This window comes from Hydrogenophaga sp. (assembly GCF_025699295.1).
GTDB lineage: Bacteria > Pseudomonadota > Gammaproteobacteria > Burkholderiales > Burkholderiaceae_C > Hydrogenophaga.
Genome location: NZ_JAILWB010000019.1, coordinates 21,025 through 46,569 on the forward strand (window position 1 = coordinate 21,025; position 25,545 = coordinate 46,569).

The 25,545-nt window shown below is 67.8% G+C and carries 21 protein-coding genes; 12 read left to right on the top strand and 9 right to left on the bottom strand.

Annotated elements, in window-relative coordinates; genetic code table 11:
- Positions 1–22: 22 nt before the first annotated feature.
- Complete coding sequence (panB, locus tag K5880_RS18585) at positions 23–910, bottom strand: 3-methyl-2-oxobutanoate hydroxymethyltransferase (RefSeq protein WP_297655807.1); 888 nt, start codon at positions 908–910, stop codon at positions 23–25.
- A 74-nt stretch (positions 911–984) separates the two neighbouring features.
- On the opposite strand from panB, the gene nadC reads away from it, so the two are divergent.
- Positions 985–1,848, top strand: a complete 864-nt coding sequence (gene nadC / locus K5880_RS18590; RefSeq protein ID WP_297655809.1) for a carboxylating nicotinate-nucleotide diphosphorylase — start codon at positions 985–987, stop codon at positions 1,846–1,848.
- Positions 1,849–1,875: 27 nt separating this feature from the next.
- The gene (gene nadA / locus K5880_RS18595) at positions 1,876–2,991 is read left to right on the top strand and encodes a quinolinate synthase NadA (RefSeq protein ID WP_297655812.1); all 1,116 of its coding nucleotides are present in this window, start codon (positions 1,876–1,878) and stop codon (positions 2,989–2,991) included.
- Positions 2,992–2,997: 6 nt separating this feature from the next.
- On the opposite strand, the gene nadB is transcribed toward nadA, so the two are convergent.
- From nadB to K5880_RS18615, 4 genes are all read right to left on the bottom strand, one after another.
- Complete coding sequence (gene nadB, locus K5880_RS18600; RefSeq protein WP_297655815.1) at positions 2,998–4,596, bottom strand: L-aspartate oxidase; 1,599 nt, start codon at positions 4,594–4,596, stop codon at positions 2,998–3,000.
- Positions 4,597–4,614: 18 nt separating this feature from the next.
- Positions 4,615–5,448 carry a ScpA family protein gene (locus tag K5880_RS18605; protein WP_297655818.1) on the bottom strand — a complete coding sequence of 278 codons (834 nt, stop codon included), beginning with the start codon at positions 5,446–5,448 and terminating at the stop codon, positions 4,615–4,617.
- A 29-nt stretch (positions 5,449–5,477) separates the two neighbouring features.
- The gene (locus K5880_RS18610; protein ID WP_297655821.1) at positions 5,478–5,690 is read right to left on the bottom strand and encodes a DUF3460 family protein; all 213 of its coding nucleotides are present in this window, start codon (positions 5,688–5,690) and stop codon (positions 5,478–5,480) included.
- A gap of 78 nt (positions 5,691–5,768) precedes the next feature.
- Complete coding sequence (locus K5880_RS18615; protein WP_297655823.1) at positions 5,769–7,412, bottom strand: SulP family inorganic anion transporter; 1,644 nt, start codon at positions 7,410–7,412, stop codon at positions 5,769–5,771.
- A gap of 103 nt (positions 7,413–7,515) precedes the next feature.
- Between K5880_RS18615 and K5880_RS18620 the strand changes: the two genes are divergently transcribed.
- A complete protein-coding gene (locus tag K5880_RS18620; RefSeq protein ID WP_297655826.1) occupies positions 7,516–8,040 on the top strand; it encodes an outer membrane protein assembly factor BamE in 525 nt (174 codons plus the stop codon).
- 13 nt (positions 8,041–8,053) lie between these two features.
- On the opposite strand, the gene K5880_RS18625 is transcribed toward K5880_RS18620, so the two are convergent.
- Complete coding sequence (locus tag K5880_RS18625; protein ID WP_297655828.1) at positions 8,054–8,794, bottom strand: YoaK family protein; 741 nt, start codon at positions 8,792–8,794, stop codon at positions 8,054–8,056.
- An 11-nt stretch (positions 8,795–8,805) separates the two neighbouring features.
- Entirely contained in the window at positions 8,806–10,893 is a 2,088-nt protein-coding gene (metG, locus tag K5880_RS18630) for a methionine--tRNA ligase (protein ID WP_297655830.1), read from the bottom strand.
- Between the two features lie 157 nt (positions 10,894–11,050).
- Here metG and apbC point away from each other — a divergent pair, with 157 nt between their 5' ends.
- Positions 11,051–12,142, top strand: a complete 1,092-nt coding sequence (apbC, locus tag K5880_RS18635; protein ID WP_297655832.1) for an iron-sulfur cluster carrier protein ApbC — start codon at positions 11,051–11,053, stop codon at positions 12,140–12,142.
- Between the two features lie 61 nt (positions 12,143–12,203).
- On the opposite strand, the gene K5880_RS18640 is transcribed toward apbC, so the two are convergent.
- Both K5880_RS18640 and K5880_RS18645 read right to left on the bottom strand, forming a co-directional pair.
- Positions 12,204–13,775, bottom strand: coding sequence for a benzoate-CoA ligase family protein (locus K5880_RS18640; RefSeq protein ID WP_297655834.1), 1,572 nt, complete (start codon positions 13,773–13,775; stop codon positions 12,204–12,206).
- Positions 13,776–13,809: 34 nt separating this feature from the next.
- Positions 13,810–15,393 (bottom strand): 3,4-dehydroadipyl-CoA semialdehyde dehydrogenase, encoded by a 1,584-nt coding sequence (locus K5880_RS18645; RefSeq protein ID WP_297655835.1) that lies wholly within the window; start codon positions 15,391–15,393, stop codon positions 13,810–13,812.
- Between the two features lie 197 nt (positions 15,394–15,590).
- Here K5880_RS18645 and K5880_RS18650 point away from each other — a divergent pair, with 197 nt between their 5' ends.
- The 8 genes from K5880_RS18650 to K5880_RS18685 all read left to right on the top strand — a co-directional run bounded on the left by K5880_RS18650 (position 15,591) and on the right by K5880_RS18685 (position 25,532).
- A complete protein-coding gene (locus K5880_RS18650) occupies positions 15,591–16,517 on the top strand; it encodes a helix-turn-helix transcriptional regulator (protein ID WP_297655987.1) in 927 nt (308 codons plus the stop codon).
- A 148-nt stretch (positions 16,518–16,665) separates the two neighbouring features.
- Positions 16,666–18,339 (top strand): 2,3-epoxybenzoyl-CoA dihydrolase, encoded by a 1,674-nt coding sequence (boxC, locus tag K5880_RS18655; RefSeq protein WP_297655837.1) that lies wholly within the window; start codon positions 16,666–16,668, stop codon positions 18,337–18,339.
- Positions 18,340–18,377: 38 nt separating this feature from the next.
- The gene (gene boxB, locus K5880_RS18660) at positions 18,378–19,805 is read left to right on the top strand and encodes a benzoyl-CoA 2,3-epoxidase subunit BoxB (protein WP_297655839.1); all 1,428 of its coding nucleotides are present in this window, start codon (positions 18,378–18,380) and stop codon (positions 19,803–19,805) included.
- Positions 19,806–19,920: 115 nt separating this feature from the next.
- Positions 19,921–21,222, top strand: coding sequence for a benzoyl-CoA 2,3-epoxidase subunit BoxA (boxA, locus tag K5880_RS18665; protein ID WP_297655841.1), 1,302 nt, complete (start codon positions 19,921–19,923; stop codon positions 21,220–21,222).
- Between the two features lie 201 nt (positions 21,223–21,423).
- Complete coding sequence (locus tag K5880_RS18670) at positions 21,424–22,050, top strand: DUF3305 domain-containing protein (protein WP_297655843.1); 627 nt, start codon at positions 21,424–21,426, stop codon at positions 22,048–22,050.
- Positions 22,047–22,889: a gamma-glutamyl-gamma-aminobutyrate hydrolase family protein gene (locus K5880_RS18675; RefSeq protein ID WP_297655845.1), complete on the top strand. Its 843-nt coding sequence runs from the start codon at positions 22,047–22,049 to the stop codon at positions 22,887–22,889. The genes K5880_RS18670 and K5880_RS18675 overlap by 4 nt, the downstream gene beginning before the upstream one ends.
- Positions 22,886–23,503 carry a DUF3306 domain-containing protein gene (locus K5880_RS18680; RefSeq protein WP_297655848.1) on the top strand — a complete coding sequence of 206 codons (618 nt, stop codon included), beginning with the start codon at positions 22,886–22,888 and terminating at the stop codon, positions 23,501–23,503. The genes K5880_RS18675 and K5880_RS18680 overlap by 4 nt, the downstream gene beginning before the upstream one ends.
- On the top strand, positions 23,430–25,532 hold the full coding sequence (locus tag K5880_RS18685) for a 4Fe-4S binding protein (RefSeq protein ID WP_297655851.1): 2,103 nt from the start codon (positions 23,430–23,432) through the stop codon (positions 25,530–25,532). Before K5880_RS18680 ends, K5880_RS18685 begins: the two co-directional genes overlap by 74 nt.
- The last annotated feature ends 13 nt before the right edge of the window (positions 25,533–25,545 follow it).

Sequence of the window (25,545 nt, forward strand, 5' to 3'; positions counted from 1 at the left end):
GACGCTTCGGGAGTGGGCACCTTCACCAGGCGTGCTGGCTGTCGTCCGGGAAGCTGCCGTCCTTCACGGCGGCCACGTACGCGGCCATGGCATCGCGCACGCTGCTGGCGCCGTCCATGAAGTTGCGCACGAACTTCGGGTTCCTGCCCAGGTTGACGCCGAGCATGTCGTGCATCACCAGCACCTGGCCGGCCGTGCCCTTGCCCGCACCGATGCCGATGGTGTGGCAGTGCGGCAGCTGCTGCGTGATCTCCGCCGACAGCGCGGCCGGCACCATTTCGAGCACCAGCATGGTGGCACCGGCGTCCTGCAGTTCCAGCGCATGGCGCTTGAGCGTGAGCGCGGCGGCGTCGCCACGGCCCTGCACGCGGTAACCCCCGAGCGCATGCACGGTCTGGGGCGTGAGGCCCAGGTGGGCGCAGACCGGGATGCCGCGTTCGACCAGGAAACGCGTGGTCTCGGCCGTCCAGCCACCGCCTTCGAGCTTGATCATGTGCGCGCCCGCGTGCACCAGTTGCGCCGCGCTTCGCATGGCCTGTTCCTTCGATTCGTGGTAGCTGCCAAAGGGCAGGTCGCCCAGCAGCCAGGCCGTGCCCTGAACGCGACGCAGGCCACGCGCCACGCTCTCGACGTGGTAGGCCATGGTCTCCAGCGTCACGCCCGCCGTGCTGGCCAGACCCTGGCACACCATGCCCAGCGAGTCACCCACCAGGATGCATTCCACGCCGGCCGCATCGGCCACGGCGGCAAAGGTCGCGTCGTACGAGGTGAGCATGGCGATCTTCTCGCCGCGTTCGCGCATCTCGTTCAGGCGTGGCAGGCTCACGGGTTTGCGTTGTGGCAGCGGTGAGGCCACCGGCAGCGTGCCATAGGGCGTGGCCATGGGCGTGGGGTTCGTGGGGGTGCTCATGTCGGGTTCCCGCAGCGGGTGGGGGGTCGGTGAGAATGGGGGCACTATAGTCCATACCGGTATGCTTGCGGCCCATGAAACACCTCTCTGAATTCACCTTCGCCGACGTGCAGGAACTGGCCCGTCGCGACGTGGCGCAGGCACTGGCCGAGGACGTCGGTGACGGTGACCTGACCGCCGCGCTGGTGGATGGCGAGCGATCCGCGCGGGCGCGCATCCTGGCGCGCGAGGCGGCCGTGATCTGCGGTGCGCCATGGGTCGAGGCGGCCGTGCTGGCGCTCGATCCTCAAGCCACGCTGAACTGGCATGTGCACGAGGGCCAGCGTTGCGCGGCCGACCAGACCGTGCTCACCATCGAGGGCCGCGCGCAGGCGCTGCTCACGGCCGAGCGCACCGCGCTCAACTTCCTGCAACTGCTCTCTGCGGTGGCCACGCGCACCGCGGAATTCGTGGCGGAGGTGGTCGGCACGCGCGCGCAGATCGTCGACACGCGCAAGACCCTGCCCGGGCTGCGCCTGGCCCAGAAATACGCGGTGAAGACCGGCGGCGGCGTGAACCACCGCATCGGGCTGTACGACGCGGTGCTCATCAAGGAGAACCACATCGCTGCCGCCGGTGGCGTGGCCCAGGTGCTGCAGCGCGTGCGCAAGTCGGCGCCGCAGGCGCGCTTCGTCGAGATCGAGGTGGAAACCCTGGCCCAGCTCGACGAGGCGCTGGCCCACGGCGCCACCATGGTGCTGCTCGACAACATGGACATTCCCACCCTGAACGCGGCGGTGCGCCGCAACGCCGGGCGCGCGGTGCTTGAAATTTCGGGCGGCGTGAACCTGCAAACCGTGCGCGCCCTTGCAGAAACCGGGGTTGACCGCATCTCCATCGGAACCCTGACCAAGGACGTCAAGGCGATCGACTTTTCCATGCGCTTCCAGACGCTCTGAAGCGCCGGAAGACCAAGGCGGACCCACATGAACATCCCCGATTCCAGCGCCGACGTGATCGACGTCGAATACGAGCAACCGGCCTGCCCGACCCAGCATGCCTGGGCGCGCGTGCCGGTCGAGCCCGGCCCGAAGCAGCGCGCCGCGCTCAAGGATCGCATCCGCCAGTTGCTCAAGGAGCGCAACGCGGTCATGGTGTCGCACTACTACGTGCACCCCGACCTGCAGGACCTGGCGATCGAGACCGGCGGCATCGTCAGCGACTCGCTGGAGATGGCGCGCTTCGGGCGCGACCACGCGGCCACCACGCTGGTGGTGTCGGGCGTGCGCTTCATGGGCGAGACCGCCAAGATACTGAGCCCGGAGAAGACGGTGCTCATGCCGGACCTCGATGCCAACTGCTCGCTGGACCTGGGCTGCCCGATCGACGAGTTCAGCGCGTTCTGCGACGCCCACCCCGATCGCACCGTGGTCGTGTACGCCAACACCAGCGCGGCGGTGAAGGCGCGCGCCGACTGGCTCGTCACGTCCAGCTGCGCGCTCGACATCGTGCGCGCGCTCAAGGACAAGGGCCACAAGATCCTCTGGGCGCCCGACAAGCACCTGGGCGCCTACATCGAGCGCGAGACCGGTGCCGACATGGTGATGTGGTCGGGCTCCTGCATCGTGCACGACGAGTTCAAGGCCTTCGAACTCGAAGCACTCAAGAAGGAGCACCCGAAGGCCAGGGTGCTGGTGCACCCCGAGAGCCCGGCCGACGTGATCGCCCTGGCCGACGCCGTGGGTTCGACTTCGGCCATCCTGAAGGCCGCACGGACGATGGACGCGCCCGAGTTCATCGTCGCCACCGACAACGGCATGATGCACATGCTGCGCCAGCAGAACCCGGGCAAGGTGTTCATCGAAGCCCCCACGGCGGGCAACAGCGCCACCTGCAAGAGCTGCGCGCACTGCCCCTGGATGGCGATGAACGGCCTGGCCGGCGTGGCGCAGATCCTGGAAAAAGGACTGAACGAGGTCCACGTCGATCCGGCACTGATTCCCCGCGCGCGCCTGCCCATCGATCGCATGCTGGCCTTCACCGGCGCGCAGCGCAGTGGGCAGAACCCGGGTGCGCTGGTGCCGAACATCGGCGCGGCCTGAACCTGTTCAGCGCGCTGGCGGGACGAGAATCGTTGGCTTCGCCACGGGCAGCAGCCCCGGGTAGTCGCGGCTGAAGTGCAGGCCGCGGCTTTCGTGCCGCAGCATGGCCGACATCACGATCAGGTCGGCCACCTGCACCAGGTTGCGCAGCTCCAGCAGATCGCGCGTGACATGGAACTGTGAATAGAACTCGTGGATTTCGCCTTGCAGCAGCGCGATGCGGTGCGCTGCGCGCTCCAGCCGCTTGTTGGTGCGCACGATGCCCACGTAGTCCCACATGAAGCGACGCAGCTCGTCCCAGTTGTGCGAGATCACCACCATTTCGTCGGCGTCGGTCACGCGGCTGTCATCCCACAGCGGCGGGGTGGCCGGCACCGCGGTGGCTGGCGCGCCACGGATGGCGTTGACCGCGCCCTGCGCGAACACCATGCACTCCACCAGCGAGTTGCTGGCCAGTCGGTTGGCACCGTGCAGGCCGGTGCAGGTGGTCTCTCCCACGGCATACAGGCCTGGCAGGTCGGTCTGGCCGGCGAGGTCGGTCACCACGCCGCCGCAGGTGTAGTGCGCCGCCGGCACCACCGGGATCGGCTCGCGCGTGATGTCGATACCGAGTTCGGCGCAACGTGCCAGGATGTTCGGGAAATGTTCTCGCAGGAATTCGGGGCTCTGGTGCGAGATGTCCAGGTGCACGCAGTCCAGGCCGTGCTTTTTCATCTCGAAGTCGATCGCGCGTGCCACCACGTCACGCGGCGCGAGCTCGGCGCGCGGGTCGTGGTCGGGCATGAAGCGGTGGCCGCCCAGGTGCGGCGGCAGCTTGAGGTGACCGCCTTCGCCGCGCACGGCTTCGGTGATGAGGAAGCTCTTGGCGTGCGGGTGGTACAGGCAGGTGGGATGGAACTGGATGAACTCCATGTTGCCCACCCGGCAGCCGGCGCGCCAGGCCGCGGCAACGCCGTCGCCGGTGGCGGTGTCGGGGTTGGTGGTGTAGAGGTAGACCTTGCCCGCGCCACCCGTGGCCAGCACGGTGTGCGTGGCGCTGAAGGTCATCACTTCGTCGCGTTCGGTGTCGAGCACGTAGGCGCCGTGGCAGCGTGGCGTCTGTCCTGAGCCGGTGGTCCGTCGGTCGGTGATCAGGTCGACCAGCATGTGGTTCTCGAACAGCGCGATTTCGGGCGTTGCACGCACGCGCTCGATCAGTGTGGCCTGGACCGCCGCGCCGGTGGCGTCGGCCGCGTGCACGATGCGCCGGTGGCTGTGGCCGCCTTCGCGCGTGAGGTGCAGCTCGCCGCCTTCGAGCGAGAACGGCACGCCCAGCTCGCGCAGCCAGGCAATGGCCGCCGGCGCGTTTTCCACCGTGAACTGTGTCGCTTCAAGGTCGCACAGGCCGGCACCCGCCACCAGCGTGTCTTCCACGTGCGAGGCCACGCTGTCGCCTTCTGCGAGCACGGCGGCAATGCCGCCCTGCGCCCAGTTGCTCGAACCGTCGCTGAGCGCGCGCTTGGTGATGACGGCCACGCGGTGGCTGCGGGCCAGGTGCAGCGCGGCGGTGAGCCCCGCCAGGCCGCTGCCGATGATGAGGACGTCGAAGCGGTGAAGGTCGGTCATCGCAAGAAAAAAGAAGTGCTAGCTCGGCGTGTAGGCCAGGCGCACGTAGATGGGGGCAAAGGCTTCGGCCTGGGTCAGCTCGATCAGGGTTTCCTTGGCCAGCTCGAGCATGGCGATGAAGGTGACCACCAGCACGGGCGAGCCCAGCGTGGGGTCGAACAGCTCACCGAACTCGACAAACTTGCGGCCCTGCAGGTGGCGCAGCACGATGCTCATGTGCTCGCGCACCGAGAGTTCCTCGCGGCTGATGCGGTGGTGCTGCACGAGCCGGGCGCGCTTGAGGATGTCGCGCCAGGCGCTTTGCAGGTCGATCGCGCTCACGTCGGGGAAGCGCGGCGCGAGCGCCTGCTCCACGTAAACCTGTGCTCGCAGGAAATCGCGCCCATACTGCGGCACCTCGGACAGGCGTTGCGCGGCCAGCTTCATCTGCTCGTATTCGAGCAGGCGGCGCACCAGCTCGGCGCGCGGGTCTTCGGCTTCCTCGCCCTCGGCGGTCTTCCTGGGCGGCAGCAGCATGCGCGACTTGATCTCGATCAGCATCGCAGCCATCAACAGGTACTCGGCCGCCAGTTCCAGGTTGCTGGCGCGGATCTCGTCGACGTAGGTCAGGTACTGGCGGGTCACCGCCGCCATCGGGATGTCGAGGATGTTGAAGTTCTGCTTGCGGATCAGGTAGAGCAGCAGGTCCAGCGGGCCTTCGAACGCCTCCAGGAAGATCTGCAGCGCATCCGGCGGGATGTACAGGTCGCGTGGCATGGCGAACAGCGGCTCGCCATACAGCCGCGCCAGGGCCACGTGGTCCACCACCGAGGGCAGCACCTCATCGAGGCCCTGCGGGGCCTCGTCGAGCATGTGGGGCTCCGTGCTCATCCCCGGGGCGATCAGGCGTGGTCGGAGCCGGTCTGGTAGACGTAGGGCTGCTGCGGCACGCGGGCGGCCTCGGCGCGGGCCTGGAATTCGCGGTCGATGTTCTTGTCCCAGAGCAGTGCGCGGCCTTTGCGCTGTGCCTGCTCCAGACCGGGCTTGGCCGCCTTGAGCTGTTCGATGAACTGCGTCGTGTCGGAGGTGTAGTCGGGACGGCGGAAGAAGGACATGGTGGGCTCGATGGGACGGGATGGGAAGTGGCCGATTTTACCGGGCCGCCCCAACCGCCACCGGCCCGGCCTTCGGGTTCACTCGCAGGTGTGCAGCCGGGCGGCGAAACCGGAGCGCTCGATCAGCGAGCGCGGTTGCGGGTGCAAACCCACCATGCCGAGGTGCCCGCCGCGCTTGTGCACCGCCTTGTGCAGCTGTTCCAGGGCATCGAGCCCCGTGGTGTCGAGCGAAATCAGCTGGCTGGCGTCGAGCAGCACGTTGAGGGGTGTGGGCGAACGTTCCACGTCGGCCACGATGGGGTCGATCTTGGCCACGGCGCCGAAGAACAGCGAACCATAGAGCCGGTAGGTCGCCTGCTCGCCGGTGCGGGTCATCGGCTCGGCGCGGAAGATCTCGCTCTGGCGTCGCACGAACAGCACCACCGCCAGCACCAGGCCGAGTTCGACCGCCACGGTGAGGTCGAACACGATGGTTACCCCGAAGGTCGAGAGCAGCATCAGCCGGTAGTGGTTGCTGAACTGCCGCAGGCGGGCGAACTCGCGCCACTCGCCCATGTTCCAGGCCACGAACAGCAGCACGCCGGCCAGCACCGCCAACGGGATGTGGAAGGCCAGCGGCGCGGCGAGCAGCACCACCGCGGCCAGCGTGAACGCGTGCACCATGCCCGCCACAGGCGAAACAGCGCCGGAGCGGATATTGGTCACGGTGCGCGCGATGGTGCCGGTGGCCGGCATGCCGCCGAAGAACGGCACCACGGCGTTGGCCACACCCTGTGCCATGAGCTCCTGGTTCGGGTCGTGTTTGGGTGCGTCGCTGAGCTGGTCGGCCACGCGCGCGCACAGCAGCGATTCGACGGCACCCAGCAGCGCGATGGTCAGCGTGGGCGTGACCAGCAGGCGCACGGTTTCCCACGAGAAGTCGGGCAGCGCGAACGCGGGCAGTCCCTGCGGGATACCGTTGAATCGTGTGCCAATCGTCTCCACCGGCAGGCTCAGCGCCCAGGCCAGCAGCGAGAGCGTGACCAGCGCGACCACCGGGCCGGGCAGGCGCGAGGTCGCCCTGAGTGCGCTGACCGTGTCGAGGGATTCCAGCCGCTGGCGGAACTGCGAATCCACCGCCCACAGGCGCGGCCACACCACCAGGCCCAGCACGCACAGGCCCCCCAGGGCGAGCGCGAACGGGTTGAGGCTGCCGATGTGGCCCGCGATCGCCCCCATCTGGCCGAAGAAGCTTGCCGGCATGTGGACGATGTCCAGCCCCAGCAGGTCGCGCACCTGCGACAGCGCAATCAGCACCGCGATGCCGTTGGTGAAACCGATCACCACGCTCACCGGCACGTAGCGCACCAGCGTGCCCAGCCGGAACAGGCCCAGCAGGAACAGCAGCACGCCCGCGCTGGCGGTGGAGATCAGCAGATTGGCCACGCCATAGCGCTCGACGATGCCGTAGACGATCACGATGAAGGCGCCCGCCGGGCCGCCGATCTGCGTCGAGGTGCCGCCCAGGGCGGAGATCAGGAAGCCCGCGATGATGGCCGTCCACAGGCCCGCCTCGGGCTTGAGGCCACTGGCGATCGCAAAGGCCATCGCCAGGGGCAGCGCCACGATGCCCACCGTAGCACCGGCGCCCACGTCGCGCGCGAGCTTGTCGCGGTTGTAGCCCCGGATGTCCTGCAGCAGGCGGGGCCGGAAAGGCGCAAGCGGGGGCAGGGACGGCAACATGGGCCGATGTTACCTTTGGCAACGGTTCGCGAAACTGACAAGCCGGGCGGCCCGGTGCGCGGCGGTAGACTGCCCTTCCGATGAGCTGCGGCAAGGGATTCACATGCGAAGCGCGATGAACGGAAGCGGGCCAGGCGTGTTGCGCGGTGTGCTGGCGCTGCTGCTGGCGGGCTTGCTGGCGGCCTGCGATCTGCAGAACATCAGCGAGCTGGAAGAGGGCGTGTCCACCGAGGCCGACGTGCGCGAGCGCTTCGGCGCGCCCGAGGCGGTGTGGGAGGGCGAGGACGGTGCCCAGATCTACGAGTACAACCGCCAGCCCGCCGGGCACACCAACTACATGATCACCATCGGGCCGGACGGCAAGATGGCCGCGCTGCGCCAGGTGCTCAACGCCCGCACCTTCGCGCAGGTGCAGGCCGGCATGCCGATGGAGGCGGTGCGCCGCATGCTCGGCAAACCCATGAAGATCACCACCTATTCGCTCAAGCGCGAGACGCACTACGACTGGCGTTACCTCGAAGGGGCATCCGCCGACACCTCGATGATTTTTACCGTGGTGTTCGACACCGATCTGAAGGTGGTCTCGACGATGTCGACGCGCGACCCGGATCTCGACCCGGGCCGTTGACCGGCCGAGCGCCTCAGGCGGCGTGCAGCCGCTGCCAGTCGTCCAGCGCCGGGCGCATCACCAGCAGCAACAGCATCAGCGCGAGCGGCACCGTGCTGACGAATCCCAGGTGCTTGAAGCCAAGGGCGCCTGCGATCCCGCCCACGAAGAAGCAGGCGATCAGCTGGCCATGCACGCGCAGCCGATCCCGGTTGGCCCGCACGGGCCTGGCGTCGGGTTGGCGGTTCACGTACAGCAGCTTGCCCAGTTCGATCCCTAGGTCGGTGATCAGGCCGGTGACGTGGGTGGTGCGGATCACCGCACGGGATATCTTGGTGATCACCGCGTTCTGCAGGCCCATGATGAAGCACAGCAGCACCACGGTGAGCGGCAGGAACACCGGGGTCATGAAGCCGATCGCGGCACCGAACAGGCCGAAGACCAGCAGGGCGGCGGCCTCCAGTACCAGGGGCAGCCCATAGGCGCTGCGCAACTGGTGGCGCATGCCCCAGTTCACCAGCCAGGCGGTGGTCATGGCACCGAGCAGGAACGCCAGCACCGAGCCCGCCGCGGCCAGGGCCAGCGTGAGTTCGCCCAGCACGAGGTGGTCGGCCACCGAAGAGAGGATGCCGGTCATGTGGGAGGTGTACTGGCCCACCGCCAGCAGCCCGCCCGCATTGGCCGCACCGGCCACGAAGGCCAGCACCGAGCCGAGCTTCAGGTCGGTCTGCGGCGTGCGCTGCAGGCTGGTGAAACTGCGGATCGGCTTGAACAAGGCGGTGCTCTTCAGCGCACCCGCATGCCCGGCGTCGCGCCCGGCCAGGGGTTGAGGATGTGGATGCCGGGCTGCGCCTTCTCGTCGGCGTGGCTGGCGGCCAGCACCATGCCCTCGCTCACGCCGAACTTCATCTTGCGTGGCGCCAGGTTGGCCACCATCACGGTGAGCTTGCCTACCAGGTCCTCGGGCTTGTAGGCGCTGGCGATGCCGCTGAACACGTTGCGCGTGCGGCCTTCGCCCACGTCCAGCGTGAGGCGCAGCAGCTTGGTCGACCCCTCCACGGCTTCGCAGTTCACGATCTGCGCGATACGCAGGTCGATCTTCGCGAAGTCGTCGATGGTGAGGGTTGGCGCGATGGCTTCGCCACCGGGCAGCGAGTCTTCGCGCGGGCTCTCACCCCCGCCCTCTCCCGGAGGGAGAGGGGGTGAAGGCACATCGAACAGCGCGTCGAGCTGCTTCACGTCCACGCGCTGCATCAGGTGCTGGTAGGCGTTGATGGCGTGGCCCTTGCCCAGCAGGTGCGTGGTGTCGGCGAAGTGCAGCGGGCCGCTTTGCAGGAAGGCCTCGACCTGCGTGGCGAGCGCGGGCAGCACCGGCTTGAGGTAGAGCGTGAGCAGACGAAAGGCTTCGATGCAGGTGGTGCACACGTCGTGCAGCCGGCCGTCCATGCCCTCCTTCTTGGCCAGTTCCCAGGGCTTGTTCTGGTCCACGTAGGCGTTCACGCGGTCGGCCAGCAGCATGATTTCGCGCAGCGCCTTGCCGTATTCGCGCTCGGCGTACAGCTCGGTGATGGACGGCGCCGCACTCTGCAGGTGGTCGAGCAGTGCATCGCCGTCGGCCGAGACCTCGCCGAGTTTTCCATTGAAGCGCTTGGCGATGAAGCCCGCGGCGCGCGAGGCGATGTTGATGTACTTGCCCACCAGATCGCTGTTGACGCGGGCCATGAAGTCCTCGGGCGTGAAGTCCACGTCCTCGTTGCGCGCGCTCAGCTTGGCCGCGAGGTAGTAGCGCAGCCACTCGGGGTTCATGCCCAGACCCAGGTACTTCAGCGGGTCCAGTCCGGTGCCGCGGCTCTTGCTCATCTTCTCGCCGTTGTTGATGGTGAGGAAGCCGTGCACGAACACCGCGTTGGGCACCTTGCGGCCGCTGAAGTGCAGCATGGCGGGCCAGAACAGCGTGTGGAAGGTGATGATGTCCTTGCCGATGAAGTGGAACTGCTCGGTCGTCGGGTCGGCCATGAAGGCCTCGAAATCGCGCCCGGTCCTGTCGAACAGGTTCTTCAGCGAGGCCAGGTAGCCGATGGGCGCGTCCAGCCAGACATAGAAGTACTTGCCCGGCGCGTCCGGGATCTCGATGCCGAAGTAGGGCGCGTCGCGGCTGATGTCCCAGTCGCCCAGCTTGGTCTTGCCGCTGTCATCGGGTTCGATCCACTCGCCGATCTTGTTGAGCACCTCGGGCTGAACCGCACCGCTTTGCGTCCACTGCTCCAGGAAGGCCTGGCAGCGCGGGTCGGAGAGCTTGAAGAAGAAGTGCTCGGAGTTCTTCAGCACCGGCCTGGCACCCGAGAGCGCCGAGTAGGGGTTGATCAGCTCGGTCGGGCTGTAGACCTTGCCGCAGACCTCGCAGTTGTCGCCGTACTGGTCCTTCGCATGGCAGTTGGGGCACTCGCCCTTGATGAAGCGGTCGGGCAGGAACATGTTCTTCTCGGGGTCGAAGAACTGCTCGATGGTGCGCGTCTCGATCAGGCCGTTGGCCTTGAGCGCACGGTACACGTCCTGCGCCAGGGCGTGGTTTTCCGGGCCGTCGGTGCTGTGCCAGTTGTCGAAACCGATGTGAAAGCCGTCCAGGTAGGGCTTGCGGCCGGCAGCGATGTCGGCCACGAACTGCTGCGGCGTCTTGCCGGCCTTGTCGGCCGCGATCATGATGGGCGCGCCGTGCGCGTCGTCGGCGCAGACGAAGTGCACCTCGTGCCCCTGCATGCGCTGGAACCGCACCCAGATGTCGGCCTGGATGTATTCCATGATGTGGCCGATGTGGAAATGGCCGTTGGCGTAGGGCAGGGCGGTGGTGACGAACAGGCGTCGCGGCTGGCTCATGGGAGGGGCTTTCTGTCGGGGAACCCGTGATTTTACGGGGCGATGCCCTCATGCCGCCTGCGTGTATGACCTCCACCCGGGCGGGGCGTTAGACTTGCCGACGCCTTCCGATCCCGCAAGACCGATACCCCCACCCCCCCACCGGAGAACGTTCCCCATGCCCGTCGATTCCCAGGCGCTGCTGACCGCGCTGCAAGCCGTTGTCGATCCGAACACGGGCAAGGACTTCGTGTCCACCAGGGCGCTGAAGAACCTGCAGGCGGTGGACGGCGACGTGTCCTTCGATGTGGAGATGGGTTACCCGGCGAAGAGCCAGCTGCCGGCGCTGCGCCGCGCGCTGATCGCGGCGGCGCGCTCGGTGCAGGGCGTGGACAACGTCTCGGTCAACATGACGACGAAGATCATCGCGCACGCGGTGCAGCGTGGCGTGCAGCTCATGCCCAACGTGAAGAACATCGTCGCCGTGGCCTCGGGCAAGGGTGGCGTGGGCAAGAGCACCACGGCCGTCAACCTCGCGCTGGCGCTGGCCGCCGAAGGTGCCAAGGTTGGCATTCTGGACGCCGACATCTACGGCCCGAGCCAGCCCATGATGATGGGCGTGGAAGGCCGGCCCGAGAGCTCGGACGGCAAGACCATGGACCCGCTGGAGAACTACGGCGTGCAGGTCATCTCGATCGGCTTCCTGATCGACCGCGACGAGGCCATGATCTGGCGCGGCCCCATGGCCACCCAGGCGCTGGAGCAGCTGCTGCGCCAGACCAACTGGGCCGACCTCGACTACCTCATCGTCGACATGCCGCCCGGCACCGGCGACATCCAGCTCACCCTGAGCCAGCGCGTGCCGCTGACCGGCGCGGTGATCGTGACCACGCCGCAGGACATCGCGCTGCTCGACGCGCGCAAGGGCATCAAGATGTTCGAGAAGGTGGGCGTGCCCATCCTGGGCATCGTGGAGAACATGGCGGTGCACGTGTGCGAGAAGTGTGGCCACGTGGAGCACATCTTCGGTGCCGACGGCGGCAAGAACATGGCGGCCGAGTACGGCATGGACTACCTGGGCGCGCTGCCGCTGAACATGAGCATCCGCGTGCAGGCCGACAGCGGCATGCCCACCGTGGTGGCCGACCCCGAAGGCGAGATCGCCAACCTCTACAAGGGCGTGGCGCGCCAGGTGGCGATCACGATCGCGGCCAAGGCCAAGGACTTTTCCTCGAAGTTTCCCTCGATCAAGATTTCGAAGGACACCTGAGTCGCTGGTCCTTGCCGAAAAAAGCCGGCGCGAGCCGGCTTTTTCGTGGATGCAGTGTTGCTCAGGCGGCCTCGCGCTCGCGCAACCGGAAGCGCTGGATCTTGCCCGTCGCCGTTTTCGGCAGCTCGGGCAGGAACTCGATGAACCGCGGGTACTTGTAGGGTGCGAGTTTTTCCTTCACGAAGGCCTGCAGCTCGGCCTGCGTGGCCTGCGCGCCGGGCTTGAGCACCACGAAGGCCTTGGTCTTGGTCAGGCCGTCCGCATCGGTCTTGCCGATCACGGCGGCTTCCAGCACGGCCGGGTGCTGCACCAGCGTGGCCTCGACCTCGAACGGGCTCACATAAATGCCGCTGACCTTGAGCATGTCGTCGTTGCGCCCGGCGTAGGTGCAGTAGCCGTCGGCGTCGCGGGTGTACTTGTCGCCGGCCTTGGTCCAGCCGCCCTGGAAGGTGTCGCGGCTCTTGTCGCGGTTGTTCCAGTACATCAGCGCGGCGCTCGGGCCGCGGATGTAGAGGTCGCCGATCTCGCCATCGGGCACGGGCTGGCCGTCCTCGCCGCGCAGCTCGATCTCGTAGCCCGGCACGGGCTTGCCGGTGGTGCCGTAGCGCACGTCGCCCGGCCGGTTGGACAGGAAGACGTGCAGCATCTCGGTGGAGCCGATGCCGTCGATGATCTCGACGCCGAAGTGGTTCGTCCAGCGCTGGCCGATGTCCTGCGGCAGGGCCTCGCCGGCGGATGAGCACAGGCGCAGCGCGACGTCGCCTTTCTTTGGCAGGTCGGGGCTGGCGAGCATGCCGCCGTAACCGGTGGGCGCGCCGTAGAACACCGTGGGCTTGAGCTCTGTGAAGCGCTTGAAGCAGGCCTGCGGCGTCGGGCGCTCCGCCATCAACAGCACGCTGGCGCCCACGCTGAGCGGGAAGCTCAGCGCGTTGCCCAGGCCGTAGGCGAAGAACAGCTTGGCCGCGGAGAACACCACGTCGTCCTCGCGCAGCGCAAGCACGCCCTTGCCGTAGAGTTCGGCGGTCCAGTACAGGTTGGCCTGCGTGTGCACCGTGCCTTTGGGCGCGCCGGTGGAGCCGCTGGAGTAGAGCCAGAACGCGGGCTCGTCCCCGTGCGTGTCGGCCGCATCGGCGGGCGCCGCGTGGCTGCCCACCAGGGTGGTGAAGTGGTGCACGCCCGCGGGCAGGGCCTCGGTGGCGCGCGAGGCGATGACGTGCTTCACCTCGTGGCCCCCCTGCGCGGCGAGCTTGTCCAGCGCGGTCTGCAGCGTGGGCAGCAGCGCTGCCGACACCAGCGCGGCCTGGGCGCGGCTGTTGGCCAGCATGTAGGCGTAGTCCTGTGCCGTGAGCAAGGTGTTCACCGCCACCGGCACCACACCGGCGTGCAGCGCGCCGAGGAAGGCCACCACCCAGTCGCTGCTGTCGTGCATCAGCAGCAGCACGCGTTCCTCGCGCCGCACGCCGAGCGCGGCAAGCGCGCTGGCAAAGCGCCGCACCTGGTCGGCAAGTTCGCCGTAGCTCAGCGATCCCTGGTCGTCGGTCAGGGCTGTCTTGCCAGCGCGGCCGGCGTTGAGGTCGAGCAGGTGGCGCGCGAAGTTGAAGCGCTCGGGGGGCGGCGCGACGGACGTGGTCATGGACATGTCTCCTCAGAGGTACGCGGGTTCGTGCTCAGTATTTCAAGGCTACCGCCGAGGCGGCCAGCGCGTCCAGCGCGGCGCTGCTGGCCTGCACCGCGCTGCGGCGGTGGTAGAAGCCCAGCGCGCGCAGGCCGCCGAGTTCCTCGCCTCCACCGGCGCGGCCCGGCCCGCCGTGCAGCGACATGGGCATCACGTTGCCGTGGCCGGTCTGGCTGGCGGCGACGTCGGGCGAGATCGCGTGCACGCGGCCGTGGGCCGAGCCCAGCTCCAGCGCGGCGCGGGCGATGAAGGCCGGGTCGGCGCTGTAGACCGAGCAGACCAGCGAGCCTTCGCCGCGGCGGATGAGTTCATAGGCCTGTTCGATGCTGTCGCAGGCCATGAGCGTGGCCACCGGGCCGAAGACCTCGACCTCGTGCAGCAGCTTCGCCTTCGCGGGTTCGCGCGAGCCCAGCAGCATGGGTGCCACGCAGGCGGCCACGGCCGGGTCGGCGTCCACCAGGGGCGCGCCGCTGCCGTCGAACAGCACCTCGGCCTCGGTGCGCAGCTGCGTGATGCCTTCGAGCACGCTGGCTTTCTGTTCCTGGCTCACCAGCGAGCCCATGCGCACGGTCTCGTTGCGCGGGTTGCCCACGCTGGTCTTCGCAAGCTTGGCGCCGATGGCCTGCGCGGCCGCATCAAACAGCGCACGCGGCACGAACACGCGGCGGATCGCGGTGCACTTCTGGCCCGCCTTCACCGTCATCTCGCGCACCACCTCGCTCACCAGCAGCTGGAAGGCTTCGCTGTCGGGTGTGGCGGCCGGGTCGAGCAGGGCACTGTTGAGGCTGTCGGCCTCGATGTTGCAGCGCACTGACCCGGAGGCCACGGCCGGGTGGCTGCGGATGATGCGCGCCGTCTCGGCCGAGCCGGTGAACGAGACCACGTCGAAGGGCTGCAGCTGGTCCATCAGGCCGGCGGAGGAACCGCAGACCACGGAGAGCGCGCCGGGTGGCAGGATGTTCGCGTCGACCACGTCCTTCACCATGCGCTGGGTCAGCCAGGCGGTGGCGGTGGCCGGCTTGATGATCACCGGCACGCCCGAGAGCAGGGCCGGCGCGGCTTTCTCCCACAGGCCCCAGCTCGGGAAGTTGAAGGCGTTGATGAACAGCGCCACGCCGTGCGTGGGCTGCAGGATGTGCTGGGTCTGGAACACCGGGTCCTTGCCCATGCGGATGCGTTCGCCGTCGAGCAGCGCGCGCGCGCTGCCCAGGGCCTCGCCCTGCTTCGCGTAGTAGCCCAGGGTGAAGATGCCGCCGTCGATGTCGACCGCCGAGTCCTTGACGGTGGTGCCCGAGTTGGCGGTGGCGATCTCGTAATACGCATCGCGGTTTGCCTGCAGCACCTTCACGATGCCCGCCAGCAGGCCGGCGCGTTCGCCATAGCTCAGGGCGCGCAGGGCCCGGCCGCCTTGTTGGCGGGCGAAGTCGAAGCCGACGGCGAGGTCCAGCCCGGCGCTGCTCACGCGGGCCAGTTCGGTGCCCAGCACCGGGTCGAACAGGGGTGTGCCCGCGCCGGTGCCGGTGCCGGTCTGCCATTGGCCTGCGAGGTGGTTGGGGAGCAGGGCTGCGGTGGTCATGGTGTTGTCTCGCTGGTGGGGTGGGACGCGCGGCACTGGCCGCGGGGAGCGAATGGCGCTATAAATGCATTATCTTGCGTTCTTCGAATTGTGCATTAAAGTGCATGTTTTGCCACTTGGCAAGCCCTTCCAGCGTTTTCCGCGCTGCATTCCATTGAAAGGACAGGCACTTCATGAGCGTCGATGACAGCGGCGTGATGGCCTCCCCCGAGACCCGGTCAGCCGGCGCGGAGGAAGAAGCCCGTCACCCCTTCCTGGTGGCGCTGGGCGAGCGCGTGCGCACGCTGCGTTCGCGCCGCGGCATGACGCGCAAGGCCGTGGCCATCGCGGCCGACGTGTCCGAACGGCACCTGGCCAACCTGGAATACGGCACCGGCAATGCCTCCATCCTCGTGCTGCTGCAGGTGGCGCAGGCGCTCCAGTGCTCGCTGGCGGAACTGCTTGGCGATGTGAGCACAAGCTCACCGGAGTGGCTCCTGATCCGCGAGTTGCTGGAAAAGCGCAACGAGGCCGACCTGCGCCGCGCGCGCATCGCCATCGGCGGCTTGCTGGGCGGCGGCGCGGCCGCCGGCGGCGACCCCGGGCGCAAGGCGCGCATCGCGCTCATCGGCCTGCGCGGCGCGGGCAAATCCACCCTGGGCCAGCGCCTGGCCGACGACCTGGGTTTCGCCTTCATCGAGCTCAGCCGCGAGATCGAGAAGTTCGCCGGCTGCAGCATCAACGAGATCCATTCCCTGTATGGCACGCCGGCCTACCGCCGCTACGAGCGCCGTGCGCTGGAGGAGGCGATCCAGATCTACCCCGAGGTGGTGATCGCCACCCCCGGCGGCCTCGTGTCCGACGCGGCCAACTTCAACCTGCTGCTGTCCCACTGCACCACCGTGTGGCTGCAGGCCGATCCGGCCGACCACATGGGGCGCGTGGCCGCGCAGGGCGACATGCGCCCCATGGCCGCGAGCCGCGAGGCCATGGAAGACCTCAAACGCATCCTGGCCGGCCGCTCGGCTTTCTATTCCAAGGCCGACATGGCCTTCGACACCAGCGCCTACAACCTCGAAGACGCTTTTGCCGCCTTGCGCGTCCAGGTGCGCGAGGCCCTCGGCCTGGACGAAAAACATGCATGAAAGTGCATTGACCTTTTTGAGTTTGTGAATTATTATTCACATCACCAGGTTCGGACCGGCGTTTGAGTGCAGGTCAACGGGCCTGATCCCGCCGCCGGCCCGCGCCTGCGGATGCCACCGACCCGAGACACCTGCCCGGAGACACCCCATGAGCGCCACTGCCAACGCCGCCCCGACCACCGTCGACTACCGCACCGATCCCAGCCAGTACCGCCACTGGAAGCTGTCCTTCGACGGCGAGGTCGCCACCCTGGCGGTCGACATCAACGAAGACGCCGGCATCCGCCCCGGCTACAAGCTCAAGCTCAACAGCTACGACCTGGGTGTGGACATCGAGCTGCACGATGCACTCAACCGCGTGCGCTTCGAGCACCCCGAGGTGCGCACCGTGGTCGTCACCAGCGGCAAGGACCGCGTGTTCTGCTCCGGCGCCAACATCTTCATGCTCGGCCTCTCCAGCCACGCCTGGAAGGTGAACTTCTGCAAGTTCACCAACGAGACGCGCAACGGCATCGAGGATTCCTCGAAGCACAGCGGCCTGAAGTTCGTCGCCGCGCTCAACGGCGCCTGCGCCGGCGGCGGTTACGAGCTCGCGCTGGCCTGCGACGAGATCGTGCTGGTGGACGACCGCTCTTCCGCCGTCTCGCTGCCCGAGGTGCCGCTGCTCGGCGTGCTGCCCGGCACCGGCGGCCTGACCCGCGTGACCGACAAGCGCCACGTGCGCCACGACCTGGCCGACATCTTCTGCACCACCAGCGAAGGCGTGCGTGGCCAGAAGGCGGTGGACTGGCGCCTGGTCGACTCGATCGCCAAGCCGCAGAAGTTCGCCGACCACGTGAAGGAGCGCGCCGCCGCGCTGGCCGCGAAGAGCGACCGCCCGGCCTCCGGCAAGGGCGTGACGCTGCCACGCATCCAGCGCACCGACAGCGCCGACGGCATCGGCTACGCCTTCGTGAACGTGTCGATCGACCGCAGCAAGCGCAATGCCACGATCACCGTGAAGGCCCCCACCGGCGCGCAGCCGCAGGACATCGCCGGCATCGAGGCCGCGGGCGCGGCCTGGTGGCCGCTGCAGATGGCGCGCGAACTCGACGACGCCATCCTCTGCCTGCGCACCAACGAACTCGACCTGGGCACCTGGCTGATCAAGACCGAAGGCGATGCGGCGGCCGTGCTCGCCAGCGACGCGCTGATGCTCGCGCACAAGGATCACTGGCTGGTGCGCGAGACGCTGGGGCTGATGCGCCGCACCTTCGCGCGCCTGGATGTGTCCTCGCGCAGCCTGTTCGCGCTGATCGAGTCCGGCTCCTGCTTTGCCGGCAGTCTGGCCGAACTGGCTTTCTGCGCCGACCGCGCCTACATGCTGGCCCTGCCCGACGACGCCGATGCCGCGCCCCGGTTGCAGCTCGACGAATTCAACTTCGGCTACCTGCCCATGGTCAACGAGCAGTCGCGCCTGCAGCGCCGCTTCTATGAAGAGGCGGGCCCGATGGAAGCCGCCCGCGGCGCCATCGGCCAGGCGCTGGACGCCGATGCCGCGCTCGCGCTGGGCCTGGTGACGGCCGCGCCCGACGACATCGACTGGGCCGACGAGGTGCGCATGGCGCTGGAAGAGCGCGCGTCCATGTCGCCCGACGCACTCACCGGCCTGGAAGCCAACCTGCGTTTCGCGCAGAAGGAAAACATGGCCACCCGCATCTTCGGCCGCCTCACCGCCTGGCAGAACTGGATCTTCATCCGCCCCAACGCCGTGGGTGAGAAGGGTGCCCTGAAGGTCTACGGAAAAGGTGACAAAGCCGCTTTCGACTTCAACCGCGTCTGACCGATTCATCCCCGACACCGAAACCGAGGAAGCACAACATGAGCACGATCAACTACAGCGAAAAGATCCCCAACAACGTCAACCTCTCCGAAGACCGCACGCTGCAGCGCGCGCTCGAAGGCTGGCAGCCGAACTTCATCAACTGGTGGGACGACGTCGGCCCCGAGGGCTCGACCAACCACGAGGTCTACCTGCGCACCGCCGTGAGCGTGGACCCGCAGGGCTGGGCGCAGTTCGGGCACGTGAAGATGCGCGACTACCGCTGGGGCATCTTCCTGAACCCCGGCGATGCCGAGCGCAAGGTCCACTTCGGCGACCACCTGGGCGAGAAGGCCTGGCAGGACGTGCCCGGCGAACACCGCGCCAACCTGCGCCGCATCATCGTCACACAGGGCGACACCGAACCCGCGTCGGTCGAGCAGCAGCGCCACCTCGGCCTGACCGCGCCCAGCATGTACGACCTGCGCAACCTGTTCCAGATCAACGTGGAAGAGGGCCGCCATCTCTGGGCCATGGTCTACCTGCTGCACAAGCATTTCGGCCGTGACGGCCGCGAAGAGGCCGAGGCGCTGCTGCAGCGCACCTCGGGCGACCAGGACAACCCGCGCATCCTGGGCGCGTTCAACGAGAAGACGCCCGACTGGCTGGCCTTCTTCATGTTCACCTACTTCACCGACCGCGACGGCAAGTTCCAGCTCTCCGCACTGGCCGAGTCCGCCTTCGACCCGCTGGCGCGCACCACCAAGTTCATGCTGACCGAAGAAGCCCACCACATGTTCGTGGGCGAGAGCGGTGTCTCGCGCGTGCTGCAGCGCACCGCGCAGGTGATGAACGAGCTCAAGACCGACGATCCGCAGAAGGTGCGTGCGGCGGGTGCCATCGATCTCGGCACCGTCCAGCGCTACCTGAATTTCCACTACAGCGTCACCATCGACCTGTTCGGCGCCGACCAGTCGAGCAATGCCGCCATCTTCTACAGCTCGGGCCTCAAGGGCCGCTACGAGGAAGGCAAACGCACCGACGACCACGTGCTCAAGGGCCAGACCTACAAGGTCCTCGAAGTGCAGAACGGCCAGCTCGTCGAAAAGGACGTGCCCATGCTCAACGCGCTCAACGAAGTGCTGCGCGACGATTTCATCAAGGACTCGGTGGCTGGTGTGAACCGCTGGAACAAGGTGCTGGAGAAGGCCGGCGTCCCGACGCGCCTGACCGTGCCGCACAAGGCGTTCAACCGCCAGATCGGCGCGCTCGCGGGCATCAAGATGTCACCCGAGGGCCGTGTGGTGAACGAAGCCGAGTGGGCGGCGAAGAAGAGCGAATGGCTGCCGACACCGGAAGACTTCGCCTTCGTTGCATCGCTCATGGGCCGCGTGGTCGACCCCGGCAAGTTCGCCGGCTGGATCGCACCGCCGGTGATGGGCATCAACCGCCAGCCGGTGGATTTCGAGTACGTGCGGTTCGGTTGACGGACTTTCACCTTCCCCCCGGGGGAAGGCGGGGAGGGGGCGACGCGGCTTCTGAGAGACTCCGCAGGCCCCCACCCAACCCTCCCCCAGAGGGGGAGGGCTTCAGGAGACACCCATGAACGCCATCGCCGAACCCGCTGTCATCAAGCAGCACCTGATCGATCCCGAGATCTGCATCCGCTGCAATACCTGCGAGGCGACCTGCCCGGTGCAGGCGATCACGCACGACGACCGCAACTACGTGGTCGACGCGGACAAGTGCAACCTGTGCATGGACTGCATCTCGCCCTGCCCGACGGGCTCGATCGACAACTGGCGCAACATGCCGCGCGTGCGTGCCTACACGACCGAGGAACAGCTCACCTGGGACGAACTGCCACCCGAACTGCCGCCGGAGGAGCTCGAAGGCCTGGCCGATGCGGATGCCGACGTGGGCGTGGCCCCGGTGGCCGCGGCAGTGCCAGCCGTGGTCAAGGACCCGAGTGGTCAGGAGCCGTTCAATTCGTCGGCCTTCGGCGCGACGTTGCCACCCTGGTCGGCCGCGCACGCCTATGCCAACCTGTACGGCCCCAAGGCCAGCCAGAAGACCGTGACCGCCACCGTGGTCGGCAATGTGCGCGTGACCGAAGTCGGCAAGACCGCCGGCAGCGACTACGACACGCACCACATCGTGCTCGACTTCGGCGCCATGCCGTTTCCGGTGCTCGAAGGCCAGAGCATCGGCGTGTTGCCCCCCGGTACCGACGACAAGGGCCGCGCGCATCACGCGCGCCAGTACTCCATCGCCAGCCCGCGCAACGGCGAACGCCCGGGCTACAACAACCTCTCGCTCACCATCAAGCGCGTGCTGGAAGACCACCAGGGCCGGCCGGTGCGTGGTGTGGCGAGCAACTACATGTGCGACCTCAAGGTCGGCGACAAGGTGGAGGTGATCGGGCCCTTTGGCACCAGCTTCCTCATGCCCAACCACCCGCGCTCGAACATCGTGATGATCTGCACCGGCACCGGCAGCGCGCCCATGCGCGCGATGACCGAATGGCGCCGGCGCCTGCGCGCCTCGGGCAAGTTCGAGGGCGGCAAGCTGATGCTGTTCTTCGGCGCGCGCACGCAGGAGGAACTGCCGTACTTCGGGCCGTTGCAAAGCCTGCCCCGGGACTTCATCGACAGCAATTTCGCCTTCAGCCGCACGCCTGGGCAACCCAAGCGCTACGTGCAGGACGTGATGCGTGAGCGTGCCGCCGATCTGGCGGTGCTGCTGCAGGACCCGAACACCTTCTTCTATGTCTGTGGGCTCAAGAGCATGGAAGAGGGCGTGGTACTGGCCCTGCGCGACGTGGCGCAGGGTGCCGGCCTGAACTGGGACACGGTGGGCGGCGCGCTCAAGCGCGAGGGCCGCCTGCACCTGGAAACTTATTAGAAGCACCCCAGCGACGCCTTCGGCGCCTCCCCCTCAAGGGGCGACACCTTGAGCCGGCTCGGCCGGACCCCTGGTGTCTCTGGGCGGACATCACTTCGTGCGAGGGTTCTCAGGGTTTCCCCGGGCAATGTTGTGTGCCCGCCGGGGTGAAGCGCGGTGTGCCGTTCCGGATGCGGAGGGATGGCTTACAGTCGGTTCCGTATGGCCATTGAACAGATCCCCGCCCCCACCCGCAGCCGCCCCGCCATCGAGGTGAGTGTGGTGATGCGGCGCGAGCCGGTCAGCGGCCCGATGAGCCGCTGGCAGCCCTGGCGCTGGGTGCTGGCCGACGTCGTGGTCAGCAGCGACCCGGACGACACCGGCCCGGCGCCCGCGCACGAGGACCACGAACCTCAGGCCGTGGAGCCGGTGGATGCCGTCGCGGCCAGCACGCCGGCCGCTCACTGGCTGTTTCCGCGCTTTCGCGTCGAGCTGTTCCGCGACGACGCCGAGGGGTACTTCCTCAACCTCAATAGCCCGCAACCCTGCTTCTGGGTGTTCTGGCGTGCCGACGAGGAACGGCTGCTCGACGGCGAGCCCATGGCCGTGCCGCAGATCGTCACGCTGAGTTACCACGACGCCGGGCGCTGGCTCGACGCACAGGAGCGGGTGGACCAGGTGCCCGCCCCTGCCGAGGTGGTCGACTGGCTGCGGGGTTTCGTCGACGCCACCTACCAGCCCGAGCCGAAGAAGCGCAAGCGCCCCGTCAGCTTCAAGCCCCTGACCGATCGCTTCGGCCAGCCGGTGCGCATCTCGACCGAGAAACGCGGCCCGGGGCCGACGACATGACGCTGCGCATCGGTATCAGCGCCCGCCTGCTGCACAACCCGCCGCTCGGGCTGGGTCTGCCGCAGAAGCGGCTGCAGTTCCTGGAAAGCACCATGGCGCACTGGATCATGGCCCATCGGGCCATCGCGCTGATGGTGCCCTTTGTGGACGAGGAAAGCCCCTTGTCGGTCAACCGCGCGCCGATGACCGAGATCGTCGCCATGCTTGATGGGCTGGTGCTTCAGGGCGGCATCGACATCTGCCCCGAAACCTATGGCGACACGCTGCGTGATCCCGCCTGGGCGGGCGATGCGATCCGCGACCGCTATGAGCTGGCGCTGCTGCGTGGCTTCATCGACGCGGGCAAGCCGGTGCTCGGTGTGTGCCGCGGTGCCCAGCTCATCAACGTGTGCTTCGGTGGCAGTCTGGTGCAGGACATCCCGTCACAGAGACCGGGTTCCATCAATCACCAGGACACGAACCGGTATGACCGCCTGATGCATGAGGTGGAGTTCGAGCCGGGGTCGACGCTGGACGCGCTGTATGGCAGCACCACGCCGCACCGTGTCACCAGCATCCATCACCAGTGCGTGGACCGACTCGGCGCCGGGCTGGTGGTGGAGGCCCGCAGCCCCCGGGACGGCATCATCGAAGCCATCCGCCACGACGGGCCCGGCTACGTGCTCGGTGTGCAGTGGCATCCCGAGTTCCATCTTTCTCCCGGCGAGGAAACCGAAGGCTTGCTCGACAGCGGCCCGATGATGATGGACTTCCTGCGCTCGGCGCACGCACGGGCGGACCGCCATCAGAGTGGCGAAACCCAGGTGCACGCCGGCCTTGCCCTGCCGAAACGCGCATGACCACCCAGGACGACAGCAACTTTTTCTCGCGCTGGTCGCGCCGCAAGGTGCAGGTGCGCGCCAACGAGCCGCTGCCGCCCGAGCCACCACCGCCCCGGCCAACCGCGCCGGTGGTGGCTGTGGCCGCGCCGCCCGTGGCCACCGAACCGGTGCCGGCCGAGGCGCCTGCCGAACAGCCACCGCTGCCCACGATGGAAGACGTGGCCCGGCTCACCCCCGAATCCGACTACGCGTCCTTCGTGGCCCGGGGTGTGCCGTCCGACGTGCGCAACGCTGCCGTCAAGAAGCTGTTCACCGACCCGCGCTACAACGTGATGGACGGTCTGGACATCTACATCGACGACTACTCCAAGCCCAGCCCGCTGTCGGCCGCGCACATGGCCAAGATGGTCGGCGCGCAGTTTCTCAAGCTGGTGGACGATCCCGACGAACCCAAGCCGGAGAATGCGGCGCCGCCATTGCCTGCGCCGCCCGCAGTCGAACCCACAGTCTCCCCGGATACCTCCGACAACACCGCTTCCGCTCGCCCGGAGCCCCACGATGACAACGCTGATCTGCAACTGCAACCAGACCATGACCCTGAACCCGGACGTTCTGGGCCAGGCACTGGATGAAGACCTGAACCTGCACACCACCCTGTGTCGCCGCGACGCGCCGGCTTTCCAGAAGGCATGCCGCAGCAAGGACGAACTGGTGGTGGCCTGCACGCAGGAGAGCCGCCTGTTCACCGAACTCTCCGAGCAGACCGAAGGCGCGGTGCCGCTGGACGTGCGGCCGATCCATTTCGTGAACATCCGCGAGACCGGAGGCTGGGGTCGCGAGGGCGCGCAGGCCATGCCGAAGATGGCCGCGCTGCTGGCGGCCGCGCGTCTGCCCGACGCCGAGCCGGTGCCGACCGTCACCTACAAGAGTGCAGGGCGGCTGCTCATCATCGGCGCGCTGGACGAGGCCGAGCGCATCGCTGGCATGGTGTCCGACGTGCTCGAGGTCAGCCTGATGGCCACCGGTGGCGGCGGCGCGCAGGAGCGCCGTTACCCGGTGATAGCGGCCGCGTTGCCGCAGCTCAGAGGCTGGCTGGGCGCGTTCGAGGTGTCCTGGCACACGGACAACCCCATCGACCTCGACCTGTGCACGCGCTGCAACGCCTGCGTGGCCGCCTGCCCCGAGGACGCAATCGGGCTGGACTACCAGATCGACATGGACAAATGCAAAAGCCACCGCGCCTGCGTGAAGGCCTGCGAGGCCGTGGGCGCGATCAACTTCCAGCGCGAAGCCGTGGAACACAGTGAGCAGTTCGACATCGTGCTCGACCTGCGCGGCGAGCCCGCGTTCACGCAGCACGCGCACCCTCAGGGCTACTTCCACCTGGCCGGTGGACTGCAGGCGCAAGCCGCCATGGCCACGGTGATCAAGCTGCGCGACCTGGTCGGCGAGTTCGAGAAGCCGAAGTTCTTCACCTACAAGCAGAAGCTCTGCGCGCACGGCCGCAACGAAACCGTGGGCTGCAACGCGTGCGTGGAGATCTGCTCGGCGCTGGCCATCCGCAGCGAAATCAAGCGCAACCAGATCGTCGTCAACCCCAACCTCTGCGTGGGCTGCGGCGCCTGCACCACGGTGTGCCCCACCGGGGCGCTGAGCTATGCCTACCCGCGAGCGAGCGAGCAGGGTGTGAAGCTGCGCACCCTGCTGGCCACCTACGCCAAAGCCGGTGGCCGGGACGCTGCCCTGCTGTTGCACAGCCAGGAAGCGGGCAGCGCGCTCATTGGCGAACTGGGGCGCGCCGCTGCGCTCGACCGCAAGCAGGTGCGTGGCGTGCCCGCGCGCGTGATCCCGCTGCCGCTGTGGCACACCGCCTCCATCGGCCTGGACGTGTGGCTCTCGGCCTTTGCCTATGGCGCGTCGCAAGTCTGGGTGCTGATGACGGGCGAGGAAGCGCCGCAGTACCGCGAGGCGGTGCGCGCGCAGATGGGCGTGGCGCAGGCGATCGTGAGCGGCCTGGGTTACACGGGCACGCACTTTCGCCTGATCGAGGCGCGCGATGCGAAGGCGCTGGACGCCGCGCTCGGCGACGCTCCCGCGCAGACCGTCAAGCGACGCGCCACCTTCGCGGTGCAGGCCGAGAAGCGCGCCACCGTCGAACTCGCGATCGAGCACCTGCTGCAAGACAGTGCCGCGCAGCGCGCGCCCGCCGAAGCCATCGCGCTGCCGGGTGCCTCGTTGCTGGGGACCATCGTGGTGAACAAGGACAGCTGCACGCTCTGCCTGAGCTGCGTGAGCGCCTGCCCGGCCAGCGCGCTGCAGGACAACACCGAACGCCCGCAGCTGCGCTTCATCGAGAAGAACTGCGTGCAGTGCGGCCTGTGCGCGAGCACCTGCCCCGAAGACGCGATCACGCTGGAGCCGCGCCTGCTGCTGGGCGAACAGCGCAAGCAGTTGCGCGTGCTCAACGAAGCCCAGCCCTACCACTGCATCCGCTGCGCCAAACCCTTCGGCACGCTCAAGGGCATCGAGGTCATGCTGTCCAAGCTCTCTGGGCACGCGATGTTCCAGGGCGAGGCGCTGGAACGCCTGAAAATGTGCGGCGACTGCCGCGTGGTGGACCTGTACACCAACCCGGGCGAGACCCGCATCACCGATCTCTGAAGCACGCCAACGC